Below are 24,505 nucleotides of genomic sequence, written 5' to 3'. Positions count from 1 at the left end.
CTATCGAGATCATCGTCCCTAACCGTAGCGATATCTCAAAACGACGGTCCACGCAGCGCATCCCATCGCCGCCGCCGACCCGAAGACCAGCGGCGGCGATGAGGGCCAGATGTGGGCTAGTTGACGCCGATCACTTCTTGCGCGATCGCCGCGACACGGGTCTGCGCAGCCGATACCACCCGCTGGCGATTCTTGTTCGCCTCTTCGTAGGCAATGATTGCCCGAACGTCACCTGGATCGCTGAGTTCCTTCACCGCAGCAACCGCGTCACTGACGTTGAGGTCGTCGTAGTCGGGGATCGGCAGTTCGTCGGCCTGCAGGACGCCCGCGCGGGCGCGAGCCGAATGCAGCGTCGCGGCGACATCGTCGGCCCCTTCCCTGCGGGTAACCCTCTCGGCGGCTCCCAGGGCGGCGTCCCGCGAGGCGGTCAGCGCCTTCGCTGCCACGTCGGTGGCATGACCGCCCCGATTCACCAGGTCCTTGAAGGTCGGCCCGGTAGAGCGCAGCGCTTCGGCGGCGCGGTCCACTCCGCGCGCGGACCAGGCAACCGGAAGGTTGAACATCTTCACAGCGGTGCCGGCGGCCGCCTGCAGCGGGGTGCGACGCAGCGCGGCCGGCCCACCGAGCGCGTCTTCGGCCAGCACCGTGGTGAGCCACTCCACCGTCGCCGAGTGCGCCGTGATCAAGCGGCTCGCCAGATCCTCGATTTCGCGCTGCTTCGCGGCAACGGCCAGCGCCTTGATGTAGCGGGCCCGGTCGAGAAGCTGGCCCTCGAGCGCGAGGTCTCCCAGCAGCGCCTCGTCGAACGGTTGGGCCTGTTCCGTCAGGGCCTTGACGGCCGCGGCGGCGCGACCAAGGAAGGGACCGATCACATCGGGATAGCCGCCCAGCTGCCGGATCGCGGTCTCGATAGCCTCAGCGCGGTCGCGGGCGTTCGCCGCGTTCTGTGTCAGCTCACGACGCACCGCCTCGGTGCGCGCCTGGGCGATGCGCGTTTCAGCGACCTGGATCTCGGTCCCTGTGAGCTGCAGGATCGTGCGCAATTGCGCGAGAAGTGTCGTTCTTTCGGGGGAAGTCATTCAGGTTCGTCTCCCTGTGTCGATGGGCTTGGGTCAGCGCAGAACGCCACTGGGTCGGCTACCCATCATGTGCCCGATTGGAACATCGGCGGCGTTCGGCGAGAGAAAAACCTTGCGCCGCATATATTCTCACCGGCGCCATCCGCCCGCCATCTGCCCTGCGAGTTGGCGCGTGTTTCGTCGTTCACCCGCTGGGTAGCCCACCCTCGCAGCGCTGACCTCGGGCCGGCGTTGCCCAAATGGGGCTGGAACAACCTGGTCCTGAACTCGGTTGCGATCCCGCAACGGGATTGGACCGACGAAAACCCAACAGGAGTTGAACATGCGTAGGACTATCGCAGTCATTTCTGCCACCGGGGCGCTGTTGTTCGGTGGTGCAGGCGTTGCCAACGCCACCGTCCAAGCCGCGACCGCGCCGGCGCCGACCACCACGACATTGGCCGACAACACCAACACCACCACCAACGATCAGCCCAGCGACAACTCAGGGCTGTGGGGGCTGCTCGGCCTACTTGGCCTGGGCGGACTTGCCGGACTGAGGCGCCGCAAAGACGCTCACGCGGGCGTCGGCGTCGCACCCCCGACGGCAAATCCCGGCCGCGGCGCCGTCTAGCCACTCCGAACCGTCAGCGGCTCCCGGCAGGAGATCCTGCCGGGGGCTTGCTGCGCCTTAATTCCCTTGTGGCTCAGGCGCCTCCTAGGCTGGTGAGATGAGCGTTGAACCGGGCGTGACGTCGAACCTCACGCTGTTGGATCGCTTCTCCCGCGAACTGCCGGAGATGGCGGTGCGCTGGCAGGCCGAAGCTCCCGCCGAACCGCAGCTACTCGTGCTCAATGAGGCGCTGGCCGCCGAACTGGGCCTTGATAGCGCGTGGCTGCGCAGCGCCGACGGGCTGCAGTTCCTGGTGGGCGGGGCGCTGCCCACCGGCGCCACTCCGGTGGCTCAGGCCTACGCCGGCCATCAGTTCGGCGGCTTCGTTCCGCGGCTGGGCGATGGCCGGGCGCTGCTCCTGGGCGAGCTCACCGGCGTCGACGGGCGCGTGGTTGATATCCACCTGAAAGGTTCCGGACCCACGCCGTTCGCCCGCGGCGGCGACGGCCTGGCCGCGGTCGGGCCGATGCTGCGCGAATACATCATCAGCGAGGCGATGCATGCCCTGGGCATCCCGACGACGCGATCCTTGGCTGTGGTCGGTACCGGGCGGCCGGTACATCGCCAGACGGTCCTGCCGGGCGCCGTGCTCACCCGCGTCGCGAGCAGCCACCTTCGGGTAGGCAGCTTCCAATACGCCGCGTTTACCGGCGATGTCGATCTGGTGCGGCGCCTCGCCGACCATGCGATTGCCCGCCACTATCCGGCCGCCGCGGCGGCCCAACGCCCCTACCTCGCGCTGTTCCAGGCGGTCACCGCCGCCCAGGCGTCCCTGATCGCGCGATGGATGCTGTTTGGGTTTGTCCACGGGGTGATGAACACCGACAACATGACGATCTCCGGCGAGACCATCGACTACGGACCGTGCGCCTTCATGGAGGCCTACGATCCCGAGACCGTGTTCAGTTCGATCGACTCCTGGGGCCGCTACGCCTTCGGCAACCAGCCCGTGATTGCCGGGTGGAACCTCGCCCGGTTCGCCGAAACGCTTCTTCCGTTGCTGTCCAACGACATTGACGAGGGAATCGCACTCGCGCAGGAGGCCTTCGAGGTATTTCACGCCCAGTACGACCAGGTGTGGTCATCCGGGATGCGAGCCAGGCTCGGTTTGTCCGCCGGCGTCGAAGCCCAGGCCGCCGCGGAGTTGGTCGACGAATTGCTGGTCCTGTTGAAGGAAAGCCGAGTGGACTACACCTCCTTCTTCCGTCGCCTGGCTCGCGCGGCAACAGGCGATGCTGGATTGGACTTCGCCGGCTTTGACGACTGGCTGTCCCGTTGGCGAGCCCTGGGCCCGAACCCCGAATCGATGGACCGCGTCAATCCGATCTACATTCCGCGCAACCACCTGGTCGAGGAAGTCCTGTCCGCCGCCACCGCCGGCGACCTCGACCCGCTGCGGCGGCTCCTGGACGCGGTGACCGCGCCCTACGACGAACGGCCCGGTCTCGAGCGTTACGCGAGTCCCGCGCCGGAGGATTTCGGCGAATACCGGACCTTTTGCGGCACCTGAATCACGCCTTACGCAGGCGGGCCCGGATCAGGCGGATACCGATCAGGCCGACGCACAGCACCAGCGCCGCGACGACGGATTGCAGCAAGACCGCGAGGTCCGCGACGTCATAGGAGCTGTCACCGTTGACGCAGTGAAAGCTCATCGACTGACCCGCGTCGCTGTACGTCAGCCGGTAGCCGCTGATGCACACGATCCCGCCCATCCACAGCGCGCTCGCGGGGGTCAGCGCGATCACCCCCGCCGCGAGCCCGATACACCCGATACAGAGGCCGATCGCCGCGAAGATTGCCCCGATGATCGCCCCGATGCGATTGGCCCCGGCGGGCTCCCAGGTCGGCGCGGCCGAGCCGCTCCGCGAGGGGTTGCCCGGATTCATCAGCAAATAATTACACGTCCCGGCCAGCCGCGCTGGGTCTATTTGCTGGGCACCTCGGCGGCGATCTGCGTGGCGATGTTGACAGCCGCCGGATCGTTGGCGGCCGCGCTGACGGTCAGGATGTCGATGGCGACGTTGTTGCGCACGGTCAGAGCCCGCTGAGCGGTCCGATCGCCGCCCTCGCCGGCGCCGGGATGGTCGTATACCTCCTGGCTGATCCGCGCAGTGGTGCTCAAGACGCCGTTGGTGTTGGAGATCGGCCCCACATTCCACACCTCACGACCACCCGACATGGTGTGGGCAAAGCCCCCGTTGGAGCACTTCTGCCAGCGTTGCGCCGAGGCTGCGAAGAAGGCGCTGGCCTGCCGTGCCGTCGGAAACAGCACGACAGTCTGCTCGGCTTCGTGCGAATTCGATGGATCGCCCAGAAACTGTCGGTGAACGCCGCTGGATCCGCTGTTGGCGTAAGCATTGGCCTCTGCCGGGCTGTATATGGGCAGACACTCCGGGCGCGACACCAGAGCACTCACGTCCTCCATCGACGTCCTGTCGGTAGCCACGGACACATCGGTGGTCCCCAACGCGGCACCGATCTGCGGCGCGCTGAGCAACAGCCCGTTCAGTGCGGCCTGCGCAACCGGTGGCACGGCTGTGGAGGTGGTGGTTGCGGGGTCCGCCCGGTTGCTGTTGGCCCCGCAACCGGCGACCAGAATGCAGAGCCCGGCAAGCGCGGCGGCCTTTCGCTGTGGCATACCGCACGAGTATCACAGTCGACGCCAAGTCGATCAATCAGAGCGCGGACGTCGTGCAGTCGTGCGACAGTTCCGAAGGTGACAAGCAGCGTTGCGGTGATCGGAGCCGGGCCCGGTGGACTGGTCGTCGCGCGCTGGTTGCTGTCGCAGGGATTCGAGTCGACGATCTTCGAGCAGGGATCCATGCTGGGCGGCCAGTGGTCGGGCGTGGACGGAAACAGCGGCGTGTGGCCGAGCATGCACACCAACAGCAGCCGCACCCTGACCGCCTTCAGCGACCTCGAGCACGAGACCGACCTCGTCTACCCGTCGAACCGCGAGATCCTCGACTACTTGCATCGCTATGCCGAGGCATTCGGCCTGACCGCACGCATCCGGCTCGGCACCCGAGCCGACCTCGTCACCCGAGACGCGACCGGGTGGCTCGTGCGTCACGGCGGAACGGATGAACGATTTGACCGAATCGTGGTGGCCTGCGGCAGGTTTCATGCCCCCGCCATCCCCGCGGTGCCCGGGCTGGATGCGTTCGCCGGCTCGGCGGCAGCCGTCTCCACCTATCGGTACCGGGGGCCAGAGCCCTATCGCGGCAAGCGCGTGCTGGTGGCGGGGTGCGCGATCAGCGCCTTGGAGATCGCGTCGGAACTCGCCGCGCTCGGCGCCGCGCGGGTGGTGGTGACTCAACGCCGGCAGCGGTACGTCCTGCCCAAGTTCGTCGCCGGCGTCCCGTCCGATTACCGCTTCTACACCCGATACGGGGGCTTGGCCAGCGAAGTCCTGCCGCCGGACGAGATGGAAGCCCAACTGAAGCGGGCCGTGCTCGAGGCGGCGGGAAGCCCCGAACAATACGGTGCCCCGACGCCCGATCCGTCCCTGTTCGCGGCCGGGGTCACGCTCAACCAGGACTACCTGCCGCTCGTCGCCGAGGGCCGAATCACCGTGCGTCCGTGGATGAAATCCATTGCCGGCGCGGCCGTGACGTTCGCCGACGGGCATGCCGAGGAGTTCGACGCGATCGTGCTGGGCACCGGGTTCGAAATCCGGATGCCGTTTCTGAGCGCGGACATTCGGGCGATTCTCAACCTCGATGCCGTGCATCTGGACGCCGACCGCTACACGTTCCATCCCGACCTGCCGGGTCTCGCCTTCATGGGCATCTGGGATCAGTCCGGGGGATACTTTGTGCCGCTTGAGCTTCAGGCCAGGTGGATCGCCTATACCTGGGGCGGCACCATCGCGCCGCCGGACGAGCGCGACCAGCGGCTGGCGATCGACGCCTATCGATCACGTCGCGGCATGTCGCAAAAGACCCAAATGAATTTGGCGGCAATGACTTTCGCCCGGGCCGCCGGGGTCGAGCCGCATCTGGAGAACTGGCCACAGCTGCGCCGCGCGTTGTTGTTCGGTCCGCTCGCACCGAGTTGTTTCCGGCTGGAAGGTCCGGATGCGCTGCCCGACGCGCCGGCCCGGTTCGCGCGCGAGGCGGCCACCTTCGGCGCGATCACGTCGAACGAGCTGACCGAGCGCGAACAAAGCCTGTGGTCGCTGCTGCCTAGTCCGGTTGCGTAGCGGCCGGTCGCCCGGTGCGACGCACGGCGCCCCACAGTCCCACGCCGACGCCGAGGATGGCGCCACCCAGGCCGATGAGCTGTTGGGAGCGGGTCAATTTGTCGTGCACGCTCAGCCCGCCGACCAGGTCGGACGCGTCGGCGCCGGCCGATGCGAGGAACCAGCCGCGGCTGTTTTTGCCGCGCAACCCCGACGTCAAGAGCAGGGCTCCGATCAGCGCGTCGCGGTAGCCCATCGACCGCAACAGCAGTCGCGCCGTCGGCGACGGCTCGCTGTGATCGCCCCACAGACGGTTGGCACGAAGGGGGTCGACGAGAAACTGGATGCCCGAGGCGAGGCGGATGCTTCCCGCGACCAGCGCGGCACGGTCGATTGACATAGCCCGCAGCCTAGTTCGGCGTGCAGGTGGCTACCATAACCCCCATGGCCGAGCCGGGTCGGGCCGCCCACGAGAGCGCCGCAGAGACCGGCGCGGAGACCGTCGCGCGGGATGTCGGCAAGACCGCGGCCGTGCCCAATTCCACCCCCACCGACGCGGTTGAACTCGCATGGTCGGACAACCCCGAGCGCGGCGATTATGCGGAGGTTCCGGGCGGGGACATCCCGGACGAACCCGCCGCCGTCGGCCAATCGTGGCGCGCGACATGGCGCATCGCCGGGGGGCTGGTGGTCGCCGGGTTGGTGGTGGCCGGGGCCATCGTCGTCGGGCGCTGGGCGTTGACGACGAGCCACTCCCCGACCAATGCCACCAACCCGCCCTCCCCCACCACGTCGTCGGCGGCGCCGACGGCTACCGCCCCGTCCTCGATCGCATCGACACCGGATCAGGACGACAAGTACATCCAGGCCCTCAACGACAAGGGCATCTCCTTCGCCAACCCCGGGGCCGCGATCTACAACGGCAAGACGGTCTGTCAGAACATCGGTCAGGGCATGACGGTGCAAGAGGTGGCGACGGCGTTTCGTGCGAGCAGCCCGGCATTCAGCGCCAACGCCGATGACTTCGTCGCCATCTCGGTTCGCGCGTACTGCCCGCAACACAACAACCTGGTCGCAGGGTTGGGATGACCTGACCGATCCCGCCCGCATGGTTTGCAGATGGCGGCATCGGGTATTCGGGGTCGGCGATGCGGCCTCGCAAGCGCAGCGTTGCGCAGCGGTCGCGCAGAGAACCCAACCGAAGGAGAGGGCGTGGCGAAGCGTGGCATCACAGCCGGCGTAGTCGGCGTGGCCGTGGTCGCGGCGGCGCTGGCCGGCTGTTCGAGCAACAAGTCCAATCCGGGCGCGTCGAGTTCGAGTTCGGGCGCGCCGGCGGCCGCGGCCGGACCGCAGCTCACCATCGACGGTCAGAACCAGAACATCACCGGACAGGTCACCTGCACCGTCGCCGGCGACAACACCAACATCGGCATCGGTGACGCGACAAACGGAGTTGGCGCGGTGGTCAGCAATGCCAACCCGCCGATCGTCCATTCGGTCGGGCTGGGCAACGTCAACGGGGTCGCGCTGGGTTTCTCCGACGCCGCGCCGGGACAGGGCGGCAACGCCGGCGCCGCGCAGAACGGCAAGACGTATGCGATCAACGGCACCGCGACGGGCGTCGACATGAGCAACCCGCAGCAGCCTCAGCAGGTGAAGAAGTCATTCCAGATGAACGTGACCTGCCCATAGCTTCGGGCCCGGCTAGGAGGACCAGCAGATATGTCTAGCAAACGCGCGCTCAGCGCCGCGGCGCTCGCCGCAACGATCAGCATGTCGGCCCTGACCTTCGGGACAGGGTTGGCCGCGGCGGCTCCGGGGGCTCCGTCGCCGCCACCCTGTCCGAACTGCAACGGCGGCGGCCCGGGTGGCGGCCCCGCGCCCGGCGGCGGCGGGCAGGGCCACGAACAGCAGGGCCCACCAAGCCACGCGCCGCAAAACCCGCAAACCAACGCGCCGCAAAACCCGCAGACCAGCGCGCCGCAGAACCCGCAAACGCACGAACCGCAAAACCCACAAACCAGCGTGCCGCAGCACCCGCAAACCAGCGCGCCGCAGGGCCCGCCGAGCAACGAGCCGCCGAGGGGCGGCGCGCCCACCAGCGCGCCCGCCAGCGCGCCGAGCAATCCGCCGTCGCACCAGCCCAACAACAGGGAGCTGCAGGCGCCGTCCACCCAGCCCCCGCACCCGCCGTACACCCCGCACGGAACCTACGCCGCGGGAAGCGTGGACGTGGGCGGTCCCACGAACGCTCACGCCGGCTTCAGCATTGAGGGCCATGGCGCACCGCCACCGCCCAGGGAGCATGGGTGGGGCTGGAACGACGGCCCGCCTCCGGGACGTGCGCCGCGCAACTGGGCCGGCCCGCCACCTCCGGGTGGGTGGAACGGTCCGCCGCCTCCGGGTGGCTGGAACCGCCGATGGGACGGGCCGCCGCGCGACGTCCTGGTCGCACAGACCGACTTCGGGCCGTTCGCCTTCAACGACTACATGGTGATCCCGACGTTCAACTGGATGTACGGCGGTTGGGGCTACTGGTATTTCGGTACCTGGGTTCCCCTGTATTGATCAGCGGGCCGGGCACGCGTCGGCGATCTCTGCGGCCGCAGGCCACAACACGGCCGCCAGCCCGAAGGCCATGATGTCGGTGCTGGCCGGCGACAGCTGTTGAAGCCGGGCCTGAATCTGCTGAACCTGCTCGCCGTGCAGCGACGACCACACCAGGCCGATCACCAGATAGGGCACCGCCAGCCACAGGGCCATCTCGATCAGTGCCGCGATGGTGACCTTGCGATTCAGCACCCGCTGCAGTGCTTCCATCACTGCGGGTGGCTCGCCAGGTAGTCGCCGACGGGGATGCGCGCGGATTCGGCGTAGCCGACGGGCAACAGCACGTCGCCGGCCGTCGTGTTGTAGTAGATGTCCCAGCGGTAGTAGTCGGCGAAGCCGGCCGGATCGCTGGCCATCACAGCGGCGTAGTCGTCCACCGCGCCGACGTAATGGCTGGAGTGGTTGTACCCGAAGATGGCACGGTCGTGATCGTTGGCGAAGCCGTTGGCGGCCAGGAAGCGGGCGGCCGCCAGCACGGCGTCGTGGGGCGAGTGGACGTCGCCGCCGTTGCCGTAGGTGGCCCACGTCGACGGCAGGAACTGCATGGGGCCCTCCGCCCCGGCGGTGCTCACCCCGTTGATGCGGCCGAAGCCCGTTTCCACCAGGTTGATCGCCGCCAGATAGTTCCATCCGACGCCGGTCGCCGCTTCTGCTTCGTGGTAGTAGCCGAGCAACGCATCGGCCGGCGGGGGTCCGTCGATCCGCCAGGCGGGCAGGGTGTCCTTGATGTCTCCCCCGCTCAGCGCGCTGAGCTGGCGTCGCGCGTCGACATTGCGGTCGTAGGTCCCGGCGAGTGCCGGCGGGATTGCGGCTCGGATGGTCGCGTCCCACTCCGGGTGCCGCCCGATATTCCGGTAGGCGACCTGCTGGCGGTGCGCGGCCGCGGCCAAGGTGGCCTCCGACGAGGACGGGTCGTGCAGCGCCTGTTCATCGGCGCTCAATTCGCTGGCCAAGACGGCGGGGTCGGTTGCCAGCGGCGGCTGCGCGTGCAGTGTGGCCGCCGCGGCCGTGGATCCCGCCATTACCACCACGAGAACGGTTGCGCTGCAACACATTAAACGCACCCAGCGGTAGCTAGCGACGTCCTTCATCGTTTTGCCCTCTCGCAGTCTTGCCTTTCATCTTGTCCGTGCCGACGCGTTTAGCCAAGCCCCAGAGGCCTCGTCGAACCAGCGACAACAACGCCACCAGCGTGATGGCGACGGCTCCGACGGCCAAACCGACCACCGTGGCCGCTGCGGTCTCGGTCATCCAGGCCGCCACCGCACCAAAGGCCTTGACGCTGTGGCGAACCCGGTCCGCGGCATGGTGGACCACCTGGTCCGGTGGATGCCAGCCCAGTTGATCGCTGCCCGTGAGCAATATGTGGCCGCCCACCCAGAGCATGGCCACCATGCCGATGTTGGAAAGCGCCGAGAGCAGCGCGGGCATCGCCGCGACCAAGCCCCGGCCGACGTGCCGCCCGATTCGGGACGCGGTCTGTTTGAGGCGCAGGCCGACGTCGTCCATCTTGACGATGACGGCGACGACGCCGTACACCCCGGCGGTCAGGACCAGGGCAACGACGATGAGGATGATGAGCCGCGGCAGGAAGGCCTGATCGTCCACCTCGTTGAGCGCGATCACCATGATTTCGGCGGACAACACCAGGTCCATCCGAATCGCCCCGGTCACCACCTCTTCCTCGGCGGCCGGTGGAGCGTCGGCGTCATGACCCCGGATGCTGCCCCAAACCTTCTCGGCGCCTTCGTAACACAGATACAGGGCGCCGAGCATCAGCACCGGGACCACCAGCCGCGGCGCGAACTGACTGAGCAGCATCGCGACGGGCAGAATCACCAGCAGCTTGTTGCGCAGGGACCCCATCGCGATGCGTTTGACGATCGGCAACTCACGCTCGGCGGTTATCCCGAGGACGTATTGCGGTGTCACCGCGGTGTCGTCAATGACCACACCGGCGGCCTTGGCGGACGCACGTCCGCTGGCCGCCGCCAGTCGCGCGAGAGCCGCGACGTCGTCGAGGAGCCCGAAAAGACCCGCACTCATCGCGTCTCCGCCATGGCGTTGGAGGGTACCCGTCGCAGGTTTACTCTCGCAGAATGCCGGATCCACAGTACGAGCCCGACGTGGGCTGGGTCCCCGCTGACGAGCGCTTATTCGGCGTGGATCGACGCACCATCGCCCCCACGTTGGCGGTTTTCGCGCTGGCCGTCGTCATGTCGGTGGTGCTGCCCGTCGTCAACGCCACGGTCCCCTACCACGACATCGTCAAGGCCGGCGACGTGCTGCAGCTGCGGGGCGACGTGACGTTCGTGCCGCAGGCCGGCTGGGGTATTACCTCAGGCGTGCGCGCCGGCAACGCGCCGCTGTCCGGCGAGTATCCCGCGCGCGCGACCGTCGAGCACAAAGCCGTCAAGTTCACGGTTCGCACAGCGCGATTCGACGGCGACGCCAACAAACTGCTCGACCAGATCGAGACGACCTCCGACGCCCTCAGCCGCGGTCGCGGCGTGCACGTGGCGGGGCCGCACACCACCATCGTTACCGATCAGGGCGACCATGGCGCGACAGCGCGGGTGACCGGACCACACACCGGCGGCGTGATCGCCGCCTTCGTGTTCGACGGGCGCGGGGTCGAGGCCGTGGCCACCGGGCCGTCCGACGCCGGCCCGGAGCTCACGCCCGCGGTTATGCAGATGATCCGCAGCATCACTCATCCACGGGGAGGCTAGGCAGTGTCAACGACGCCCACCGCATCGCTCGCCGACCTCGACCGCGCGCGCAACGCCGCGCTCGATCTCTCCGGGTGGGGCCGGCGGTTCGCCTTCTACCAGCCACGCAACCTCGCCTTCTGGGGCTACCTGGCGCTGGTCGGGATCGGCATGTTCCTGTTCGCATCCACCGTCACCCGCGAGTACGACGCCTACGGCCAGGCGATCGCGCTGGCGGTCACGTCCTTCGCCATCTATGCCGCGCTGTTCTGGTGGTTCACCCAGCGCATCGACCGCTACGCGACGCTGCCCGCCAAACTGATGGTCGTCGCCTTTCTCTGGGGCGGCTTCGCGGCGACCTGGATGATGGCGGCGAGCGCCAACGACGCGATACTTGCCTTGTACGCCAAGTCTTTCGGGCAGTCGTGGGCGCTGAATTGGGGCGCCGGGTTGTCGGCGCCGTTCACCGAAGAAGCGGCGAAGGGCTCGGGGCTGCTGTTGCTCATCGCGTTGGCACCGCGGCAGGTGCGAACCGCGTTTGACGGGTTGATCCTGGGCGCGTTCATCGGCCTGGGATTTCAGATCCTCGAGGACATCAGCTACGCCATGACGTCGGCCAGTTCTCAGTTCGGCGCGAATCAGATTGGGGCATCGATAGGGACCATCATCATGCGCATGCTCAGCGGTGTCGCCGCGCACATCCTCTACAGCGCGATCTTTTGCGCCGGCGTGATCTATCTGCTCGGCCGGCCCGCCGAACCGCGCCGCGTCGGGCGCGGATTGCTGCTTATCGCGATACCGGTGCTGCTGCACGGCATTTGGGACTCGCTGGCGGCCACCGCCGGCCGGAGCACACTGTTGTTTTTGGGCTTGCTCATCGCGGTGATCATTCTTGCGCTGGTGATAGTCGCGCGCGTCTACGGCCTGACCGTGACGCGGGAAAGGAACTTTCTGCGCGACGTCATGATCCCCGAGGCGGCCCGCAACGTCATCACCGCAGCCGAACTCGACGCACTGGCCGGCAATCGCAAGGCGCGCAAGCGGTATCGCAAGGCCCACCCCAACCGTCGTGAACGCCGACGCGCCCGCTACGTCCTCAATGCCGCGTACGACCTCGCCCACGAGCTGGCCGGCGCACGCGGCACGGACACCGACCGGGTGCGCTTCGCGCGCGCCGAGGTCAGCAGAATCCGCGCCGGCGTCCCGTCACCGTGGTGAGGCCAGCGCGGTCAACCGTAGTTCACCCGGGTGAGTTCCTCGGAGACGATCCAGAGCCGCCGTTGCATCTCCTCGTCGTGCGATTGAGCAGACGACTGAACGCATTTCGGGTAGCCGCGCTGTTCGCCGAATCCACCCGGGCCGTAATACTGACCGCCGCGCACGCTGGGGTCGGTGGCCGCCCGCAGCGTCGGCAGCGCACCCATGCGCGGACTCTGAAAGATCAACGGGCCGAGCACAGCGGAGCCGATCCGAAGCCACCCGGGCGAACTGCGCAGCAGATCGGTCCGGGAACTTCCGGGATGGGCGGCAACCGCGATCGTCGCCCGGTGATTCGCGGCCAGCCGGCGCTGTAACTCGTAGGTGAACAACAGGTTGGCCAACTTCGAGCGTCCGTAGGCCGCGAAGGGGTCGTAGCGGGCCTCAGCGTGCAGGTCGCCGAAGTCGATCGCCGACCGGACGCGATGCCCCAGGCTGCTGACCGTCACCACCCGCGAATCCTTCGCGCGCAGCAGGTGATCGAACAGCAGGCCGGTGAGCGCGAAGTGCCCGAGGTGATTGGTGCCGAACTGCAGCTCGAAGCCGTCCTTCGTCGAGGCCTTCGGCGTGGCCGACACACCGGCGTTGTTGATCAAGAGATTGATCCGGGGATGGGCCGCGTTGAGATCTCGCGCCGCCGCACGCACCGAGTCCAGCGACGCCAGGTCGAGTTCTTGCAGGGCGATGTTCGCGTCGGGGTGTCGGTCCTTGATTTGCGCGGCGGCCTGCTCACCCTTGGCGGGGTCTCGGACCGCGAGCACCACCCGGGCTCCCTTGCCGGCGAGCACCGCCGCCGCTTCGAAGCCGATGCCGCTGTTGGCCCCGGTGATGACGGCGACGCGGCCACGCTGATCTGGCACGTCGGCGGCGGTCCACTTCTGCGTGCCAGTCATGTCCCCGGGTTGAATTCGATGTGCAGTGCCTGCAGTCCGCGAAGGATGTAGAGCGGCACATAGTCGAACCGACGATCCCCCGGCGGGCCGTGATAGCTTTCGTCAAGCCGAATGTCGTTGAGCCTATCCAGGATTCGCTCGATGGTGACGCGTCCTTCGATCCGCGCCAGCGGTCCCCCGGGGCAACTGTGCGCACCGCGCGCGAACGCGACATTCTGCCGGGCATTGGGCCGGTCCGCCCGCAGCTCGGCCGGGCAGTCGAAGTGGCGTGGGTCGCGGTTGGCGGCGCCGGGCAGCAGCATCACCGTCGTGCCGGCGGCCAGCTCCACGCCGCCCAGTGTCGTGGCGACGCGGGTCAACCGGAAGTCGCTCTTGATCGGGCTCTCGAAGCGCAGCATCTCTTCGACGAAGTTCGGAATGCGATCACGGTTGGCGCGCAACGTGTTCTGCAGGTCCGGATCCTCGGCCAGCACGCGCAAAGAGCTGGACAGCAGCCGGGCGGTGGTCTCGTGCCCCGCCACGAACAGGAAGGTGGCGATGCGTACCAGGTCCACCACTTCGGGCAGCGAACCGTCCGCAAACCGTTGGGTGGCGATCTCGGTCAAGACGTCGTGGGCCGGTGACTCTCGCCGCTCGCTGATGTAGGCGGTGAACCACTTGTCCAAGTAGGCAAGGGGATTCATGTTTTCGACCCACCGCTGGTCCTCGGCGGGGGCCTGGCCGGCCAGAAGGCGGCGGAACATCGCATGGTCGGCCTCGGGAACGCCAAGCAGGTCGGCGATCACCAGCAGCGGAAAGGGTTGGCCGTACGCCGAGGCGAATTCCGCGCGCCCGTCGGCGATGAACTCGTCGATCAATTGATCGGCGAGACGCCACATGAACTCCTCGTTCTCCTTGAGCCGCTTCGGTGTGAAAAGACCGTTGAGCAGCGCGCGGTGCGCGGTGTGTTTGGGCGGGTCGAACGACACCAGGTGCTCGCTCATCGGGAATTCGTCGCGGTGCGCGTCGAGCTGCTCGGTGATGTCGTCGTCGTTGGCCTCGAACGGCAACGGAAACGGGCCCAGCGACGAGTTCACCGCTGAAAAGGTAGCGCTGTCCCGATACACCTGAACCAGCTCGTCGTACCCGGTCACCGCGACGACCCCACTGCTCGGCACGTGCAGCACCGGGCACTGCGCGCGCAGGTATTCGTAGTACGGATAGGGATCCGCCGCCAGGTCAGCGTCGCTGAAGAAGTTGACTTCGCCGAAGTCCTTCATGACGGCGACGTTAACATCGCTTACAAATACTGTAAAGTATGTAAACGATGGAAGCGGCCCCAGACCCCATGCGCGAGCGCATCCTGCGCGCCACCTTCAAGGTGCTGTGCCGGCACGGATACAGCAGGTTGAACCTGTCCGACGTCGCGGCTCAGGCCGGCATCTCGCGGCCGACCTTCTACAAGTTCTTTTCGTCCAAGGACGACTTGCTGTCGGCGTTCAGTGCGTTCGAATTGCGGTTGCTGCGTACGGATTTGGAACGCGCCGTCGAGGGCACCGCCGGTGGTGAACGGGTCGACGCGCTGCTGCGGTTTCTGGCCGACTTCTACGGCTCGTATCAGATGCGGGCACTCGTCGAGATAGAGCCGGGCCTGGTGCTCGCCCAGCTGGCCAGGGCGCTGCCGGCGCTGGTCGAGTCGATCGCGCCCATACTGCAGGGGCAGGTGTTGGACCCACAAGTGGTGGCGACGGCGCTGGTACGACTGTCGGTGTGCCACTACCTCGTACCCGGTCACGACGACGATCGGTTGATCGATCAGCTTCGCGCCGCCGCCGGTGTACGGTAACCGGCCATGGAGCGTGCGGGACGAGTTCAAGGCAAGGTAGCGCTGATCACCGGTGGCGCCCGCGGCATGGGCGCCGCCCACGCGCAAGCGTTGGTGACCGAGGGTGCGCGGGTGCTGATCGGCGACGTGCTCGACGCCGAAGGAAACGAAGTCGCCGAAAAGCTCGGTGATGCAGCGCATTTCGTGCACCTTGACGTCGCCGACCCGGATCAGTGGGACCGGGCCGTCGAAACCGCGGTGGACAGGTTCGGGCGGCTCGACGCGCTGGTGAACAACGCGGGGATCGTCAAGCTCGGTTCGCTGCGGGGCTCCAAGCTGTCCGACTGGCAACGGGTCCTGGACGTCAACCTCACCGGCGCATACCTGGGCATGCGGGCGGCGATCGAACCGATGATCGCGGCCGGCGGAGGATCCATCGTCAACATCTCCTCGGTGGAGGGATTGGCCGGCAGCGCCCACCTGCACAGCTACGTGGCCGCCAAGTTCGGCCTGCGCGGCATCACCAAATCCGCCGCGGTTGAGTTGGCGCAGTACAACATTCGGGTCAACTCGATCCACCCCGGCCTGGTACACACTCCGTTGAGCGCGGGGGTGACCGAGGACTTCATGACCCCGATCCCGCTGCGCCGCGGCGCCGCCCCAGGCGAGGTGTCCACCTTCGTGCTGTTCCTGGTCAGCGACGAGTCGGCGTACGCCACCGGAGCCGAGTTTGTCGTCGACGGCGGGCTGACCAGTTACGTGCCCGCCAAGATCTGATCAGTTCTGCCGGGCCAACAATTCGGCGACAAACCGATCGATGAATCCGTCCAACGGCGCACTGCCGACCGGCCGGATCACGAATTTGGTCAAGCCGGCGTCCAGGTAGCCGTCGAGTTGGCGATGCAGCCGATCCCAGCCGGCGGCGATCAACTCGGCGGGGTCGCAATCGGGGCGCCGCCGGCGGACCGCCGCCGCCAATTCCGCCGGCAGCTCGCCGTCGGCAACGGCCAACGAGATGCCGAAGTGGTCCGGTTCGATGCACCGGCCCGCCTCCGCCGCGGCCCGTTCGATCGCCGCACGCCCGGCCCTGGCCTCGGCCGGGGTCAGGAAACTGCCCAACCAGCCATCGGCCAGCGCGCCGATGCGCCTGAATGCGGCGGGCGCCGAACCACCCACCCAGATGTCCAGCGGCGGCACCGGCCGCGGCGCCACCGCCGCGCCACTCACGCTGAAAAACCTGCCGCGATAGCTCGCCGCATCGTCGGCCAGCACCGCACGCAGCACCCGCAACGACTCGTCAAACACCGCCGCCCGCTCCCCGTCGGGAACGACGAACACCTCCCGCTCGGCGGGGATCGCCGACCGCAACCCGAAGACGGGAAGAACGCGCCTGGGCGCGACGGCCGCCAGCGATGCCAGCTGCTTGGCCACCAGCACGGGATGGCGCCCCGGCAACACCGCCACCGAAGTGCCCACCTTCAGCCGGGTGGTCCGGGCCAGGGCGTAGGCCATGCCCACCACCGGGTCCACCGCCGGGGAGTACACCAGCTCGGAGAACCACAGCGAGTCCACCCCGCTGTTCTCCAGATGATCGACGATATCGGCAAGTTGGTCTGGGGCGGTATCCGCCCCCAGCCCCACGCCGAAGCGAATCTTCACCCGGTCTGCAACACGGCAGGCCCGCCGTTTGTGCCCGCTGCGCGCAGCAGGTCGACGAATGCGTGCGCCGCCGCCGTCACGCCGGCGTCGTCGTCGGTGGCCACCAGGTCCAGCAGCAGGCCGCGCGTCACCGCCAGCCCCAGGCGCACCAGCGCCGGGTCGCCGACCCCGCCGGCCGCGGTGTCGACCTCGGCAAGCCACGCGTCGACGGCCCCCGGCACCATGCGGGCGAAGGGTTCCTCGCCCTGGGCGCCGCGCGAGTAGCACTCGAAGAACAGTCGCTCGAACGGGCGCAGCTCGGGCCGGCACAGGTTGGCCCACATCGCGGCGAACGCGCCGGCCGGGTCGGTGGGCAGATCGGAAAGGATCGCCATCTGGCGTCGTTCCACCTCGTCGACGATCGCCAGCAGCAGTTCGTCCCGTGATGCGAAGTGGTGCAGCAGCATTCGGTGGCTGGTATCGACCGCGGCGGCGACATCGCGCAGTGAGCGGTCGCCGATCCCGCTGGCAGCGAATTCGTCAACCAGCGCATCGAGCAGCTGCTGGCGGCGGGCGAGGTCAGGCGGGCGGGCCATACGGCTGCCGCAACTGCTCGCAGCGGCCTTTCAGGCCCTGGCCCTCCATCTCGAGGTAGCGGCAGGTGGTGCGGCGCATGAGACGCCCGACGATCGCGCCCGCCAGCCCCTGCTGGTCGAGCGTCTGGCGCACGAGTGTGCGGTTGTCGTCAATCGGGTTCACGGTGTGATGAGCCACGGTCGAGCCGCCGGAGGAGCGTTGCGCCCAGGTCCACGCGACCCCGGGGGTCAGGTCGGTGACCTCCCAGACCAGCGTCGGCAGCTTCGGTTGTTTGATTTCGAAGCGTTTCCCGACGGCGAGGCCGGGTCCGTCGAGCGCGACCAGGCGGGTGACCGAGGCGGTCCATTCCGGCCAGCGCTCGACATCGGTGAACACGTCCCATACCAACGACGCCGGGGCGTCGATCTCGACGCTGCGTTCAGTAATCATGTACCATATGGTACATTAATTGCCCTGCGGATGGCTAGCCCATAGGCTCATCCGCATGGACTTCGAGCTGCGCCGCACCGACCTGCACCAGACCCGCTTTCTGCACGGTGACGCGCCATCGCCGGAAGACGGGCAGGCCCTCCTACGCGTCGAGTCGTTCGGGCTGACCGCGAACAACATCACCTACGCCGTGTTCGGCGAATCGATGCGGTACTGGGACTTCTTCGGCGCCTCGGACCCGAACTGGGGGAAGCTCAACGTTTGGGGCTACGCCCACGTCGAGGAGTCGCGGCACCCGGACCTGGCGCAGGGCCTCCGCGTGTACGGCTACCTGCCGTGCGCCAGCCACCTGCTGGTGGTCCCCGATCGCATCAACGAGAAGGGATTCGTCGACGCCGCAGCACACCGGGCCGCGCTGCCGTCGGCCTACCAGGGCTACCGCGACGTCCAGACCGACCCGGTCTACTCCCCCGAGCGCGAGTCCGAGCACATCCTGTTCTTCCCGCTGTTCTTCACTTCGTTTCTGATCGACGACTTTTTGGCCGATGAATCCTTCTTCGGCGCGGACGCCATCGTGATCTCCAGCGCCTCGTCGAAGACCGCGATCATCGCCGCCTATCTGCTCGCCCAGCGTGACGGCATTGAGATCGTGGGGCTGACCTCGGCGGGCAACAGGGAATTCGTCAAGGCACTCGACATCTACGACGCGGTTTACCTCTACGACGAGGTCTCCGGGCTGCCGGGCGACCGTGCCGTCTACGTCGACATCTCCGGCGACGGCGCCGTCCGCGCCGGCGTCCACGCCCACTACGGCGATCGGCTGGCCCACAGCGCGGCGGTCGGGATGACCCATTGGACCCAGATGGCGCAGGGCGGCGACACGCTCGACGGCCCCAGCCCGGTGTTCTTCTTCGCGCCGGACCGCATCAAAAAGCGCGGAGCCGATTGGGGAACTGCGCAACTCGACCAAAACGTTGCCGATGCGTGGGCACCCTTCGCCGAGTGGGCTTCGAAGTGGCTTCGCGTCGAACGGATCTCGGGTGAGGACAGCATCCAACGGGCTTACCTCGAGCTACTCGACGGGAAAGTCGACCCATCGGCCGGCACCATCGTGGATCTATAAAGGAGAAAAGTGACAGTACGCATCCGGGGCTTGCTCGGGGTCCCGTTGATCCTGGCGCTGGCGATGCTGCTCGCCCCGCCCGCGGGCGCCGACGACTACACCGACGACGTGGTGAACAGGTTCAACGCTTCGACGCACGTGGTCGCCGATCCGACGGCGACACCGCCGTTGGGCAATCCCGACCAGGTGAACCGGCAGATCCTCACCAGCCGGTGGACGTGGAGTTCGGCCCCGCCCGTCTGGGTGGCGGCCGTCGCCCCCAGCCAAACCGGCCTGACCACACCGGATGCCATCCACAACAGCATTCTCGGCCGCAATCCCGAGTTCGGCGGTGTCATCTTGGTCATCGACGCCAAGGGCTACCACGTGCGGGCCTACAACGTGCCGAAGGCAATCGCGGACAACGTGGACCCCATCATGGGTCAGGCGGCCAGAAATCACCGCAACGACCCGAACGGCGCGACCACTGAATTCGTGGCCAAGCTGGCTCAGGTGAATGCGACACCCGGTGCACGGTCGACCACTTCCCCCGTGGTGAACCAGAAGCACACCAGCTGGACGTGGCTGTGGGTAACGCTGATCATTGTCGGCATCGCGGTTGCGGTGGTGGCCCTGTTCTCGTTCGCGGCGAGCCGAAATCGCAAGCGCCGCCAGGATTCCACTTCGCGAGATCAGGTGAAGCAAGAGTTGATTTACGCCGAATCCGGTATCAGCGAGCTGGACAATGCGGTTCTCACCAACAGCAGTGTCGACGTCAGCGGCGAGTCGCTGCGAGCGAACTCCAGCCTGCACGACGCGCGTAAGGCCTACGAGGCGGGCGACTATAGCGCGGCGCGGGCACACCTGAAGGTGGTGCAATCCACCGTGGCCAAGGCCAACCGGAAACTGTTCCCGGTCAACGTGGATGCCGTGACCGCGGTGCCGGCTACCGACCGCAGGCAGGCCACCGTGCGCACAACCAACCCGCAAACGGGTGAGCAGGTGACGATCAACAACAACAACTACAGCACCACGCAGCAGCCGGGCTACACGAACTATTACCCGGGCGGCTACTACAACGGGATGTTCTTCTACCCGGGCTACTACCCGTACGCCTTCTGGGGCCCAGGCTGGGGTTGGGCGCTGACCGATGTCCTGCTGATGGATGCGCTGCTGGACGACCACTGGGGCGGCAGCTACGAACGCGGCTTCGAGGCCGGCTGGGATTCGGCATACGCGAACTCTGACAGCGGTTTCGGCGCCAACTACGACAGCCCGCAGGGAGACGTCGGCTTCGACGGCGGTTATGGCCAGTCGGGTGGTGGTGACGTCGGCTTCGGCGGCAACGACTACACCGGAGGTTATGACTCCGGCGGCGGGAGCGTCGATTTCGGCGGATTCGGCGGTTCCGATTCCGGCGGTGGCAGCTTCGACTTCGGCGGCGGCGGGTTCGACTCCGGCGGCGGTGGGTTTGATTCCGGCAGCAGCGGCGGCGATTTCGGATTCTGAGTCGCCACGCATCGTCGTTCGTGGGGTAGAAGCCTAGGGTAGCCAACCGAATCGAGACGAACCATGAACATCACGCCCGCGATGGCCCTCGCCGCCCTCGCCGCGGCAGCGGCGGAATGTCGGGCGCGCCCGCGTCCGCCGCGCCCGAGCTGGTCGGCGACTATGTCCTCACCGAGACCAGCCCGTCGGGCGTCGCCCACGTCACCGATTGGAACGTCAATCCGTGCGGCGACGGATGCGCCGACATCAACGCGGGGCACGGCACCAGCCGGGCGCAGCTTCTCGATGGTCAATGGGTTGTTGACATGTTCGACAACGTCCGTTGCTCGGACGGCACACGCGTTCCCTATGCCGCGAACGCCCACCTCACGTGGGACCCGAATACCCTTGCGGGCACGGACCAACAGGTCTATGTGCAGGCCGCCTGCGGCAAACCAGCGGGGTACAGCCAGACCAACCGGATCCAGCTCCAGCGGAAAGGCTGACTCGCCGTCATCCGAAAACCGATCTGGGCATCACGGTGGGTTTGATGCCGTAACGCGGGCCGCCGAAGGCCAGGGATCTCGCGGCGCCGCCCACCGCAGCCACCGGAGCCAACGCGGGCAGCCCGGCTTCCTCCGCCGCTTCGCGGGCCGGGGTCCAGCCCGAGCCCGCCAGCGCAGCCTCGGAGCCGACCGCCGGGGTGGCCGCCGACCATGTGGCGGGCACGGACAAACCACCACCCACAGTGGGCGCCTGGCCCAACGCCGCCGACACCGGTGCCCCAACGAGGTTGGCGGGGAAGGCTATCCCCGCGACGCCGTGGGCGCCCGCGAGGGCCGCGGGAGTCGCGGCGGCACTGTTCATCGCGTGGCCGAGCAACACCGAATTCGGGATGGTATTCATCACCCACCAAGCGGTCGCATCCACCGCCCCGTTGATGGCATTCGCCACAAACGTGTTGCTCAGAATCGGCGCCGCGGCCGCGAGCGGAGATGCAAGCGCCGCAACCGCATTGGGCAGGCTGGCGATCGTCTGCATCAGCCCCGCCTGCGTGGCCAGCCCGGCCGGATTGGCGGTCGGCGCCGGGGGCGTCATCGGCGTCAACGTCCCGGCGCTCGCCGACGACGCGGCGTAGGCGTACATCGCGGCGGCGTCCTGGGCCCACATCTCGGCGTAGTGCGCCTCGGTGGCCATGATCGCGGGCGTGTTTATGCCCAGGAAGTTGGTCGCGACGAGTGCCGCCAGCTGAGCTCTGTTGGCCGCGATCACCGGCGGCGGCACCATCGCAGCGAAGGCCGCTTCGAAAGCCGCCGCGGAGGCCATCGCCTGCGTGGCCGCCCGCTGCGCGAGCGCCGCGGTGGCGTTCATCCACGACACGTACGGCTGGGCCGCGGCGGCCATCGCTGCCGACGCCGGGCCCAGCCACTGCTCGCAGGTGAGTTCGGTGATCACCGATTCATAGCCGGCCGCCATGGAGCTCAGCTCGGCGGCCAACCCGTTCCACGCCGTCGCGGCGGCCATCATCGGTCCCGCACCGGGACCGGCGTAGATGCGTCCGGAGTTGATTTCTGGGGGTAAGGCTCCGAAATCCATTTCTGTCTACCTCTCCTGTGCGCGAAGGCTTTTCAGGCGACGGTCGGTCGCGCCATCACGGTGGGCTTGATGCCGTACCGCGGCACGCCCATGCCACCGGCCTTCCCCGTCGTGGCCGCCAACGGCATCCCGGCCGGCATGGACGTCGCCGGGGTGCCTTGCGCCACCGGGGCCGTCCAGCCGGCGGTCGTCGACGCGCCAGGGCTCGCCGGCGCCGGGGCGGCTCCCCCGACCCAACTCGCCGGCACCGACGATGAGTTGGCCAAGATCGGCTGGCCCAGACTCCCCCACACCGGGACCCCGTTCGAGCCCGCAGAATTCGCGGTCACCGGGCCGGCGGCTGCTCCGGCCGCTTCGACGGCGTCGCCAGTCTCGTTCGCACCGGGAAGAAGACCGCCGCCGCACATTCCGAGCACGTTCGAAGATGCGGACTCCCAGTTCCCCACGCCGATGTTGGCGATGTTGGCGAGGCCGCCACCCGACGGGTCGGCAACCGCGGCGGAACCGAGGAAGCTCGAAATCCTTTCCGCCAACGGCGAAGCCGTGGTAGCCGAGTTACTGGACTCGGTGGCCGCATACGAGCCCGCACTAACCCCCAAGGTGTGCACGAAGAGTTGGTGGACGCTGACGGCTTGCGCGTTGACCGACTGGTACAGGCTGCCGTACGCGCCAAAGATCGCCGCCTGCAACGCCGATACCTCATCCGCGGCCGCGGGAATCACGTTGGTGGTCGGCGCCGCCGCGGCCGCGCTCTCGGCGGCCACCCCAGAACCGATGGTTTGCAGCTTGCCCGCCGCGTAGGCCAACGCTTCGGGTTGTGTGGTCAAAAACGACATGGACGTCTCCTTCGGGCGTTTGACAGGGTGGTGTTCTTTCCCGCCCGCGAGCGGGACAAGTCAATCGAGCCGCATCAGATTTCATGCTCTAACGCTCCGCACCTGCACACAAGGGTTCTTACCCACCGCCGCGCGCGCTACGCATTCGGAGTTGGTCAGCGCGCGAGCCCGGCGATGAACCTCTGCACGCTTCGGGTCAGTGACCCGGGAACATGGTCGGGGTCCATGAGGTCATTCTCCGCCAGCCGGCTCGCCTCGTCGGACACCGTGTGGCCGGTGATCGGCCGCAGACTCCTGCCCTGCCCGCGCAGCGCCTCAACGGCGCCAAGGAATGACCCGTGCTGACCCATCGCCGTTTCGAGCTCGCCGACCGACACGCCTAGGTGTTCCGACACCAATTGGTCTCGGACGGAGGCGATTTGGCGGCGAAGGTGATCGTGCTCGGGCAACACCGCTTCGACCGCGACATCGCATTCGCTGTCGAATCCCATCGACCGGTTGTTCAGATTCGACGAGCCGATGCGCAGTAGCCGATCGTCGATCACCATCACCTTCGAATGAACGTATATCGCGGTGCCGGCTTCGTTGGCGGGCCAGTACACCCCTAAACGGTGGTGCTCGTCTGCGGCCCAGAGCACTTGCATGAGCCGGTGCCGAGCGCCATCCATCGTTCCCCGCTCGAGGCGGTTCTTTCCTCGCCGCGGAAGGACGATGACGATCTCGGGACCGTCGGCTTCGCGTAGGCGCGCCGCCAGCGCATCGACGATGCGACGCGCTGCCAGATACTGGTTCTCCAGGTAGATGATGTGACGTGCTGCCGCGATGGCGGCCAGGTTGAGCGCCTCCACTTCCCGCACTTCGCGGCGATCCCCCAATTCCGGTACCGTGCGCGCGATTCCGACATCGACATCGCGCAGGATCGGGTTCAGCCTGCTGGGCCAGGTGGTGTGCTTGGGCTCGACCGGCTCCAGGGACTGGCCCGTCGCGGTCTGCCACCGAGCGCGAGCCAGCTCGGCGAGCGCGCGCGCCGCCGCCCCGTCGACCGCTGCCGAAACCTCGTGCCGCGGCCCATAGCTTCGCCCCACCGTCTGCCGGCGGCGGTTGTCGTCGTGATGCGCACGGTTATCCCACCTGTCGACCGTGAGGTCGACACCACCGCAGAACGCCACCGCGTCGTCGACGACCACGATCTTCTGGTGATGGACGGCGCCGATCGGATGGGCGCCGTCGACGGCGAAGCGGATCCGCTTGCTGCTGATCTGATTCACCAGCGATACCGGGGTGAGCCCGTACCACATGCGATCGAAGGCCGGCAGCAGGCGCAGATTTGATCTCAGTAGGTAAATCTCCAGGGCCGGCCGCTTCCACAACATCCAGTACACGAAGGCGCCGAGCTGGTTGGGTCCGGCGAGTGTCCTGGTGCCTCGCTCAAAGGTCGTCCTGGCGTCGAAGTCCCATCCGATCAACATGATTCGGTGCCGGGCGCGCAGCATCGCGGCCTTCACGTGCCGGAAATAGTCGGCCCCGTCGACGATGCAGGCGAACTGGCCGGCGCGCACCACGGACCAGCATGTCTGGCCGGGGGTGAGCAATCGATCGTCGGGCACCTCGAGTATTTACCCGTTTG

The 24,505-nt window shown here is 67.5% G+C and carries 28 protein-coding genes; 13 read left to right on the top strand and 15 right to left on the bottom strand.

Annotated elements, in window-relative coordinates; all coding sequences use genetic code 11:
- Positions 1 to 116 precede the first annotated feature (116 nt).
- On the bottom strand, positions 117 to 1,079 hold the full coding sequence (locus tag G6N66_RS06140) for a coiled-coil domain-containing protein (RefSeq protein ID WP_085232320.1): 963 nt from the start codon (positions 1,077 to 1,079) through the stop codon (positions 117 to 119).
- 322 nt (positions 1,080 to 1,401) lie between these two features.
- On the opposite strand from G6N66_RS06140, the gene G6N66_RS06135 reads away from it, so the two are divergent.
- Both G6N66_RS06135 and G6N66_RS06130 read left to right on the top strand, forming a co-directional pair.
- Entirely contained in the window at positions 1,402 to 1,692 is a 291-nt protein-coding gene (locus tag G6N66_RS06135; protein WP_085232321.1) for a WGxxGxxG family protein, read from the top strand.
- 97 nt (positions 1,693 to 1,789) lie between these two features.
- The gene (locus tag G6N66_RS06130) at positions 1,790 to 3,241 is read left to right on the top strand and encodes a protein adenylyltransferase SelO (RefSeq protein WP_085232322.1); all 1,452 of its coding nucleotides are present in this window, start codon (positions 1,790 to 1,792) and stop codon (positions 3,239 to 3,241) included.
- A gap of 1 nt (position 3,242) precedes the next feature.
- On the opposite strand, the gene G6N66_RS06125 is transcribed toward G6N66_RS06130, so the two are convergent.
- Positions 3,243 to 3,620 (bottom strand): hypothetical protein, encoded by a 378-nt coding sequence (locus G6N66_RS06125; RefSeq protein ID WP_085232323.1) that lies wholly within the window; start codon positions 3,618 to 3,620, stop codon positions 3,243 to 3,245.
- Positions 3,621 to 3,658: 38 nt separating this feature from the next.
- Positions 3,659 to 4,372, bottom strand: coding sequence for a sensor domain-containing protein (locus G6N66_RS06120; protein ID WP_085232324.1), 714 nt, complete (start codon positions 4,370 to 4,372; stop codon positions 3,659 to 3,661).
- Between the two features lie 78 nt (positions 4,373 to 4,450).
- On the opposite strand from G6N66_RS06120, the gene G6N66_RS06115 reads away from it, so the two are divergent.
- Positions 4,451 to 5,938 (top strand): flavin-containing monooxygenase, encoded by a 1,488-nt coding sequence (locus G6N66_RS06115; RefSeq protein WP_085232325.1) that lies wholly within the window; start codon positions 4,451 to 4,453, stop codon positions 5,936 to 5,938.
- Here the strand turns inward: G6N66_RS06115 and G6N66_RS06110 are convergent.
- Positions 5,922 to 6,317: a DUF4267 domain-containing protein gene (locus G6N66_RS06110; RefSeq protein ID WP_085232326.1), complete on the bottom strand. Its 396-nt coding sequence runs from the start codon at positions 6,315 to 6,317 to the stop codon at positions 5,922 to 5,924. The genes G6N66_RS06115 and G6N66_RS06110 overlap by 17 nt on opposite strands.
- Before the next feature lie 44 nt (positions 6,318 to 6,361).
- Here G6N66_RS06110 and G6N66_RS06105 point away from each other — a divergent pair, with 44 nt between their 5' ends.
- The 3 genes from G6N66_RS06105 to G6N66_RS28970 all read left to right on the top strand — a co-directional run bounded on the left by G6N66_RS06105 (position 6,362) and on the right by G6N66_RS28970 (position 8,485).
- Positions 6,362 to 7,006 (top strand): DUF732 domain-containing protein, encoded by a 645-nt coding sequence (locus tag G6N66_RS06105; RefSeq protein WP_085232327.1) that lies wholly within the window; start codon positions 6,362 to 6,364, stop codon positions 7,004 to 7,006.
- Positions 7,007 to 7,129: 123 nt separating this feature from the next.
- Positions 7,130 to 7,609, top strand: coding sequence for a lipoprotein LpqH (locus G6N66_RS06100; protein WP_232079217.1), 480 nt, complete (start codon positions 7,130 to 7,132; stop codon positions 7,607 to 7,609).
- Positions 7,610 to 7,639: 30 nt separating this feature from the next.
- Positions 7,640 to 8,485 (top strand): MAP_0585 family protein, encoded by an 846-nt coding sequence (locus tag G6N66_RS28970; protein WP_179968257.1) that lies wholly within the window; start codon positions 7,640 to 7,642, stop codon positions 8,483 to 8,485.
- Here G6N66_RS28970 and G6N66_RS06090 read toward each other — a convergent pair whose 3' ends face one another.
- From G6N66_RS06090 to G6N66_RS06080, 3 genes are read right to left on the bottom strand one after another with little or no spacing between them, the layout of a single operon-like run.
- Positions 8,486 to 8,737 carry a hypothetical protein gene (locus tag G6N66_RS06090; RefSeq protein WP_085232329.1) on the bottom strand — a complete coding sequence of 84 codons (252 nt, stop codon included), beginning with the start codon at positions 8,735 to 8,737 and terminating at the stop codon, positions 8,486 to 8,488. It abuts the gene before it with no gap.
- Positions 8,737 to 9,549, bottom strand: a complete 813-nt coding sequence (locus G6N66_RS06085; RefSeq protein WP_232079216.1) for a lytic transglycosylase domain-containing protein — start codon at positions 9,547 to 9,549, stop codon at positions 8,737 to 8,739. The genes G6N66_RS06090 and G6N66_RS06085 overlap by 1 nt, the downstream gene beginning before the upstream one ends.
- A gap of 52 nt (positions 9,550 to 9,601) precedes the next feature.
- Entirely contained in the window at positions 9,602 to 10,573 is a 972-nt protein-coding gene (locus G6N66_RS06080; protein WP_085232331.1) for a DUF808 domain-containing protein, read from the bottom strand.
- Between the two features lie 53 nt (positions 10,574 to 10,626).
- On the opposite strand from G6N66_RS06080, the gene G6N66_RS06075 reads away from it, so the two are divergent.
- Positions 10,627 to 11,259, top strand: a complete 633-nt coding sequence (locus G6N66_RS06075; protein ID WP_085232332.1) for a hypothetical protein — start codon at positions 10,627 to 10,629, stop codon at positions 11,257 to 11,259.
- A gap of 3 nt (positions 11,260 to 11,262) precedes the next feature.
- Positions 11,263 to 12,456: a PrsW family intramembrane metalloprotease gene (locus G6N66_RS06070; RefSeq protein ID WP_085232333.1), complete on the top strand. Its 1,194-nt coding sequence runs from the start codon at positions 11,263 to 11,265 to the stop codon at positions 12,454 to 12,456.
- A gap of 11 nt (positions 12,457 to 12,467) precedes the next feature.
- On the opposite strand, the gene G6N66_RS06065 is transcribed toward G6N66_RS06070, so the two are convergent.
- Both G6N66_RS06065 and G6N66_RS06060 read right to left on the bottom strand, forming a co-directional pair.
- On the bottom strand, positions 12,468 to 13,388 hold the full coding sequence (locus tag G6N66_RS06065; protein ID WP_085232334.1) for an SDR family NAD(P)-dependent oxidoreductase: 921 nt from the start codon (positions 13,386 to 13,388) through the stop codon (positions 12,468 to 12,470).
- Positions 13,385 to 14,647, bottom strand: a complete 1,263-nt coding sequence (locus tag G6N66_RS06060) for a cytochrome P450 (protein WP_085232335.1) — start codon at positions 14,645 to 14,647, stop codon at positions 13,385 to 13,387. Before G6N66_RS06060 ends, G6N66_RS06065 begins: the two co-directional genes overlap by 4 nt.
- A 47-nt stretch (positions 14,648 to 14,694) precedes the next feature.
- On the opposite strand from G6N66_RS06060, the gene G6N66_RS06055 reads away from it, so the two are divergent.
- Together G6N66_RS06055 and G6N66_RS06050 are read left to right on the top strand one after the other, a co-directional pair.
- The gene (locus G6N66_RS06055; RefSeq protein ID WP_085232336.1) at positions 14,695 to 15,213 is read left to right on the top strand and encodes a TetR/AcrR family transcriptional regulator; all 519 of its coding nucleotides are present in this window, start codon (positions 14,695 to 14,697) and stop codon (positions 15,211 to 15,213) included.
- 6 nt (positions 15,214 to 15,219) lie between these two features.
- A complete protein-coding gene (locus G6N66_RS06050) occupies positions 15,220 to 15,969 on the top strand; it encodes a glucose 1-dehydrogenase (protein ID WP_085232337.1) in 750 nt (249 codons plus the stop codon).
- Here G6N66_RS06050 and G6N66_RS06045 read toward each other — a convergent pair whose 3' ends face one another.
- From G6N66_RS06045 to G6N66_RS06035, 3 genes are read right to left on the bottom strand one after another with little or no spacing between them, the layout of a single operon-like run.
- On the bottom strand, positions 15,970 to 16,851 hold the full coding sequence (locus G6N66_RS06045) for a TIGR03854 family LLM class F420-dependent oxidoreductase (protein WP_085232338.1): 882 nt from the start codon (positions 16,849 to 16,851) through the stop codon (positions 15,970 to 15,972).
- On the bottom strand, positions 16,848 to 17,426 hold the full coding sequence (locus tag G6N66_RS06040) for a TetR/AcrR family transcriptional regulator (protein ID WP_085232339.1): 579 nt from the start codon (positions 17,424 to 17,426) through the stop codon (positions 16,848 to 16,850). Before G6N66_RS06040 ends, G6N66_RS06045 begins: the two co-directional genes overlap by 4 nt.
- A complete protein-coding gene (locus tag G6N66_RS06035; protein WP_085232340.1) occupies positions 17,410 to 17,856 on the bottom strand; it encodes an SRPBCC family protein in 447 nt (148 codons plus the stop codon). Before G6N66_RS06035 ends, G6N66_RS06040 begins: the two co-directional genes overlap by 17 nt.
- A 55-nt stretch (positions 17,857 to 17,911) precedes the next feature.
- Between G6N66_RS06035 and G6N66_RS28785 the strand changes: the two genes are divergently transcribed.
- The 3 genes from G6N66_RS28785 to G6N66_RS06025 all read left to right on the top strand — a co-directional run bounded on the left by G6N66_RS28785 (position 17,912) and on the right by G6N66_RS06025 (position 20,952).
- Positions 17,912 to 18,979: a DUF2855 family protein gene (locus G6N66_RS28785; protein WP_085232341.1), complete on the top strand. Its 1,068-nt coding sequence runs from the start codon at positions 17,912 to 17,914 to the stop codon at positions 18,977 to 18,979.
- Positions 18,980 to 18,988: 9 nt separating this feature from the next.
- Entirely contained in the window at positions 18,989 to 20,467 is a 1,479-nt protein-coding gene (locus tag G6N66_RS29320) for a YfgM family protein (RefSeq protein WP_085232342.1), read from the top strand.
- Positions 20,468 to 20,583: 116 nt separating this feature from the next.
- Positions 20,584 to 20,952 (top strand): hypothetical protein, encoded by a 369-nt coding sequence (locus G6N66_RS06025; protein ID WP_163645788.1) that lies wholly within the window; start codon positions 20,584 to 20,586, stop codon positions 20,950 to 20,952.
- Positions 20,953 to 20,959: 7 nt separating this feature from the next.
- Here the strand turns inward: G6N66_RS06025 and G6N66_RS06020 are convergent, their stop codons facing one another.
- The 3 genes from G6N66_RS06020 to G6N66_RS06010 form a co-directional block, all read right to left on the bottom strand.
- A complete protein-coding gene (locus G6N66_RS06020; protein WP_085232344.1) occupies positions 20,960 to 22,042 on the bottom strand; it encodes a PPE family protein in 1,083 nt (360 codons plus the stop codon).
- A gap of 32 nt (positions 22,043 to 22,074) precedes the next feature.
- Positions 22,075 to 22,878 (bottom strand): PE family protein, encoded by an 804-nt coding sequence (locus G6N66_RS29975; protein WP_085232345.1) that lies wholly within the window; start codon positions 22,876 to 22,878, stop codon positions 22,075 to 22,077.
- Positions 22,879 to 23,033: 155 nt separating this feature from the next.
- Entirely contained in the window at positions 23,034 to 24,485 is a 1,452-nt protein-coding gene (locus tag G6N66_RS06010) for a phospholipase D-like domain-containing protein (RefSeq protein WP_085232346.1), read from the bottom strand.
- Between the last annotated feature and the right edge of the window lie 20 nt (positions 24,486 to 24,505).

The sequence above is a fragment of the Mycobacterium conspicuum genome (assembly GCF_010730195.1).
GTDB classification, from domain to species: domain Bacteria; phylum Actinomycetota; class Actinomycetes; order Mycobacteriales; family Mycobacteriaceae; genus Mycobacterium; species Mycobacterium conspicuum.
The sequence above is the reverse complement of the archived record's forward strand: the minus strand, read 5'-3'. Positions and strand labels throughout refer to the sequence as shown.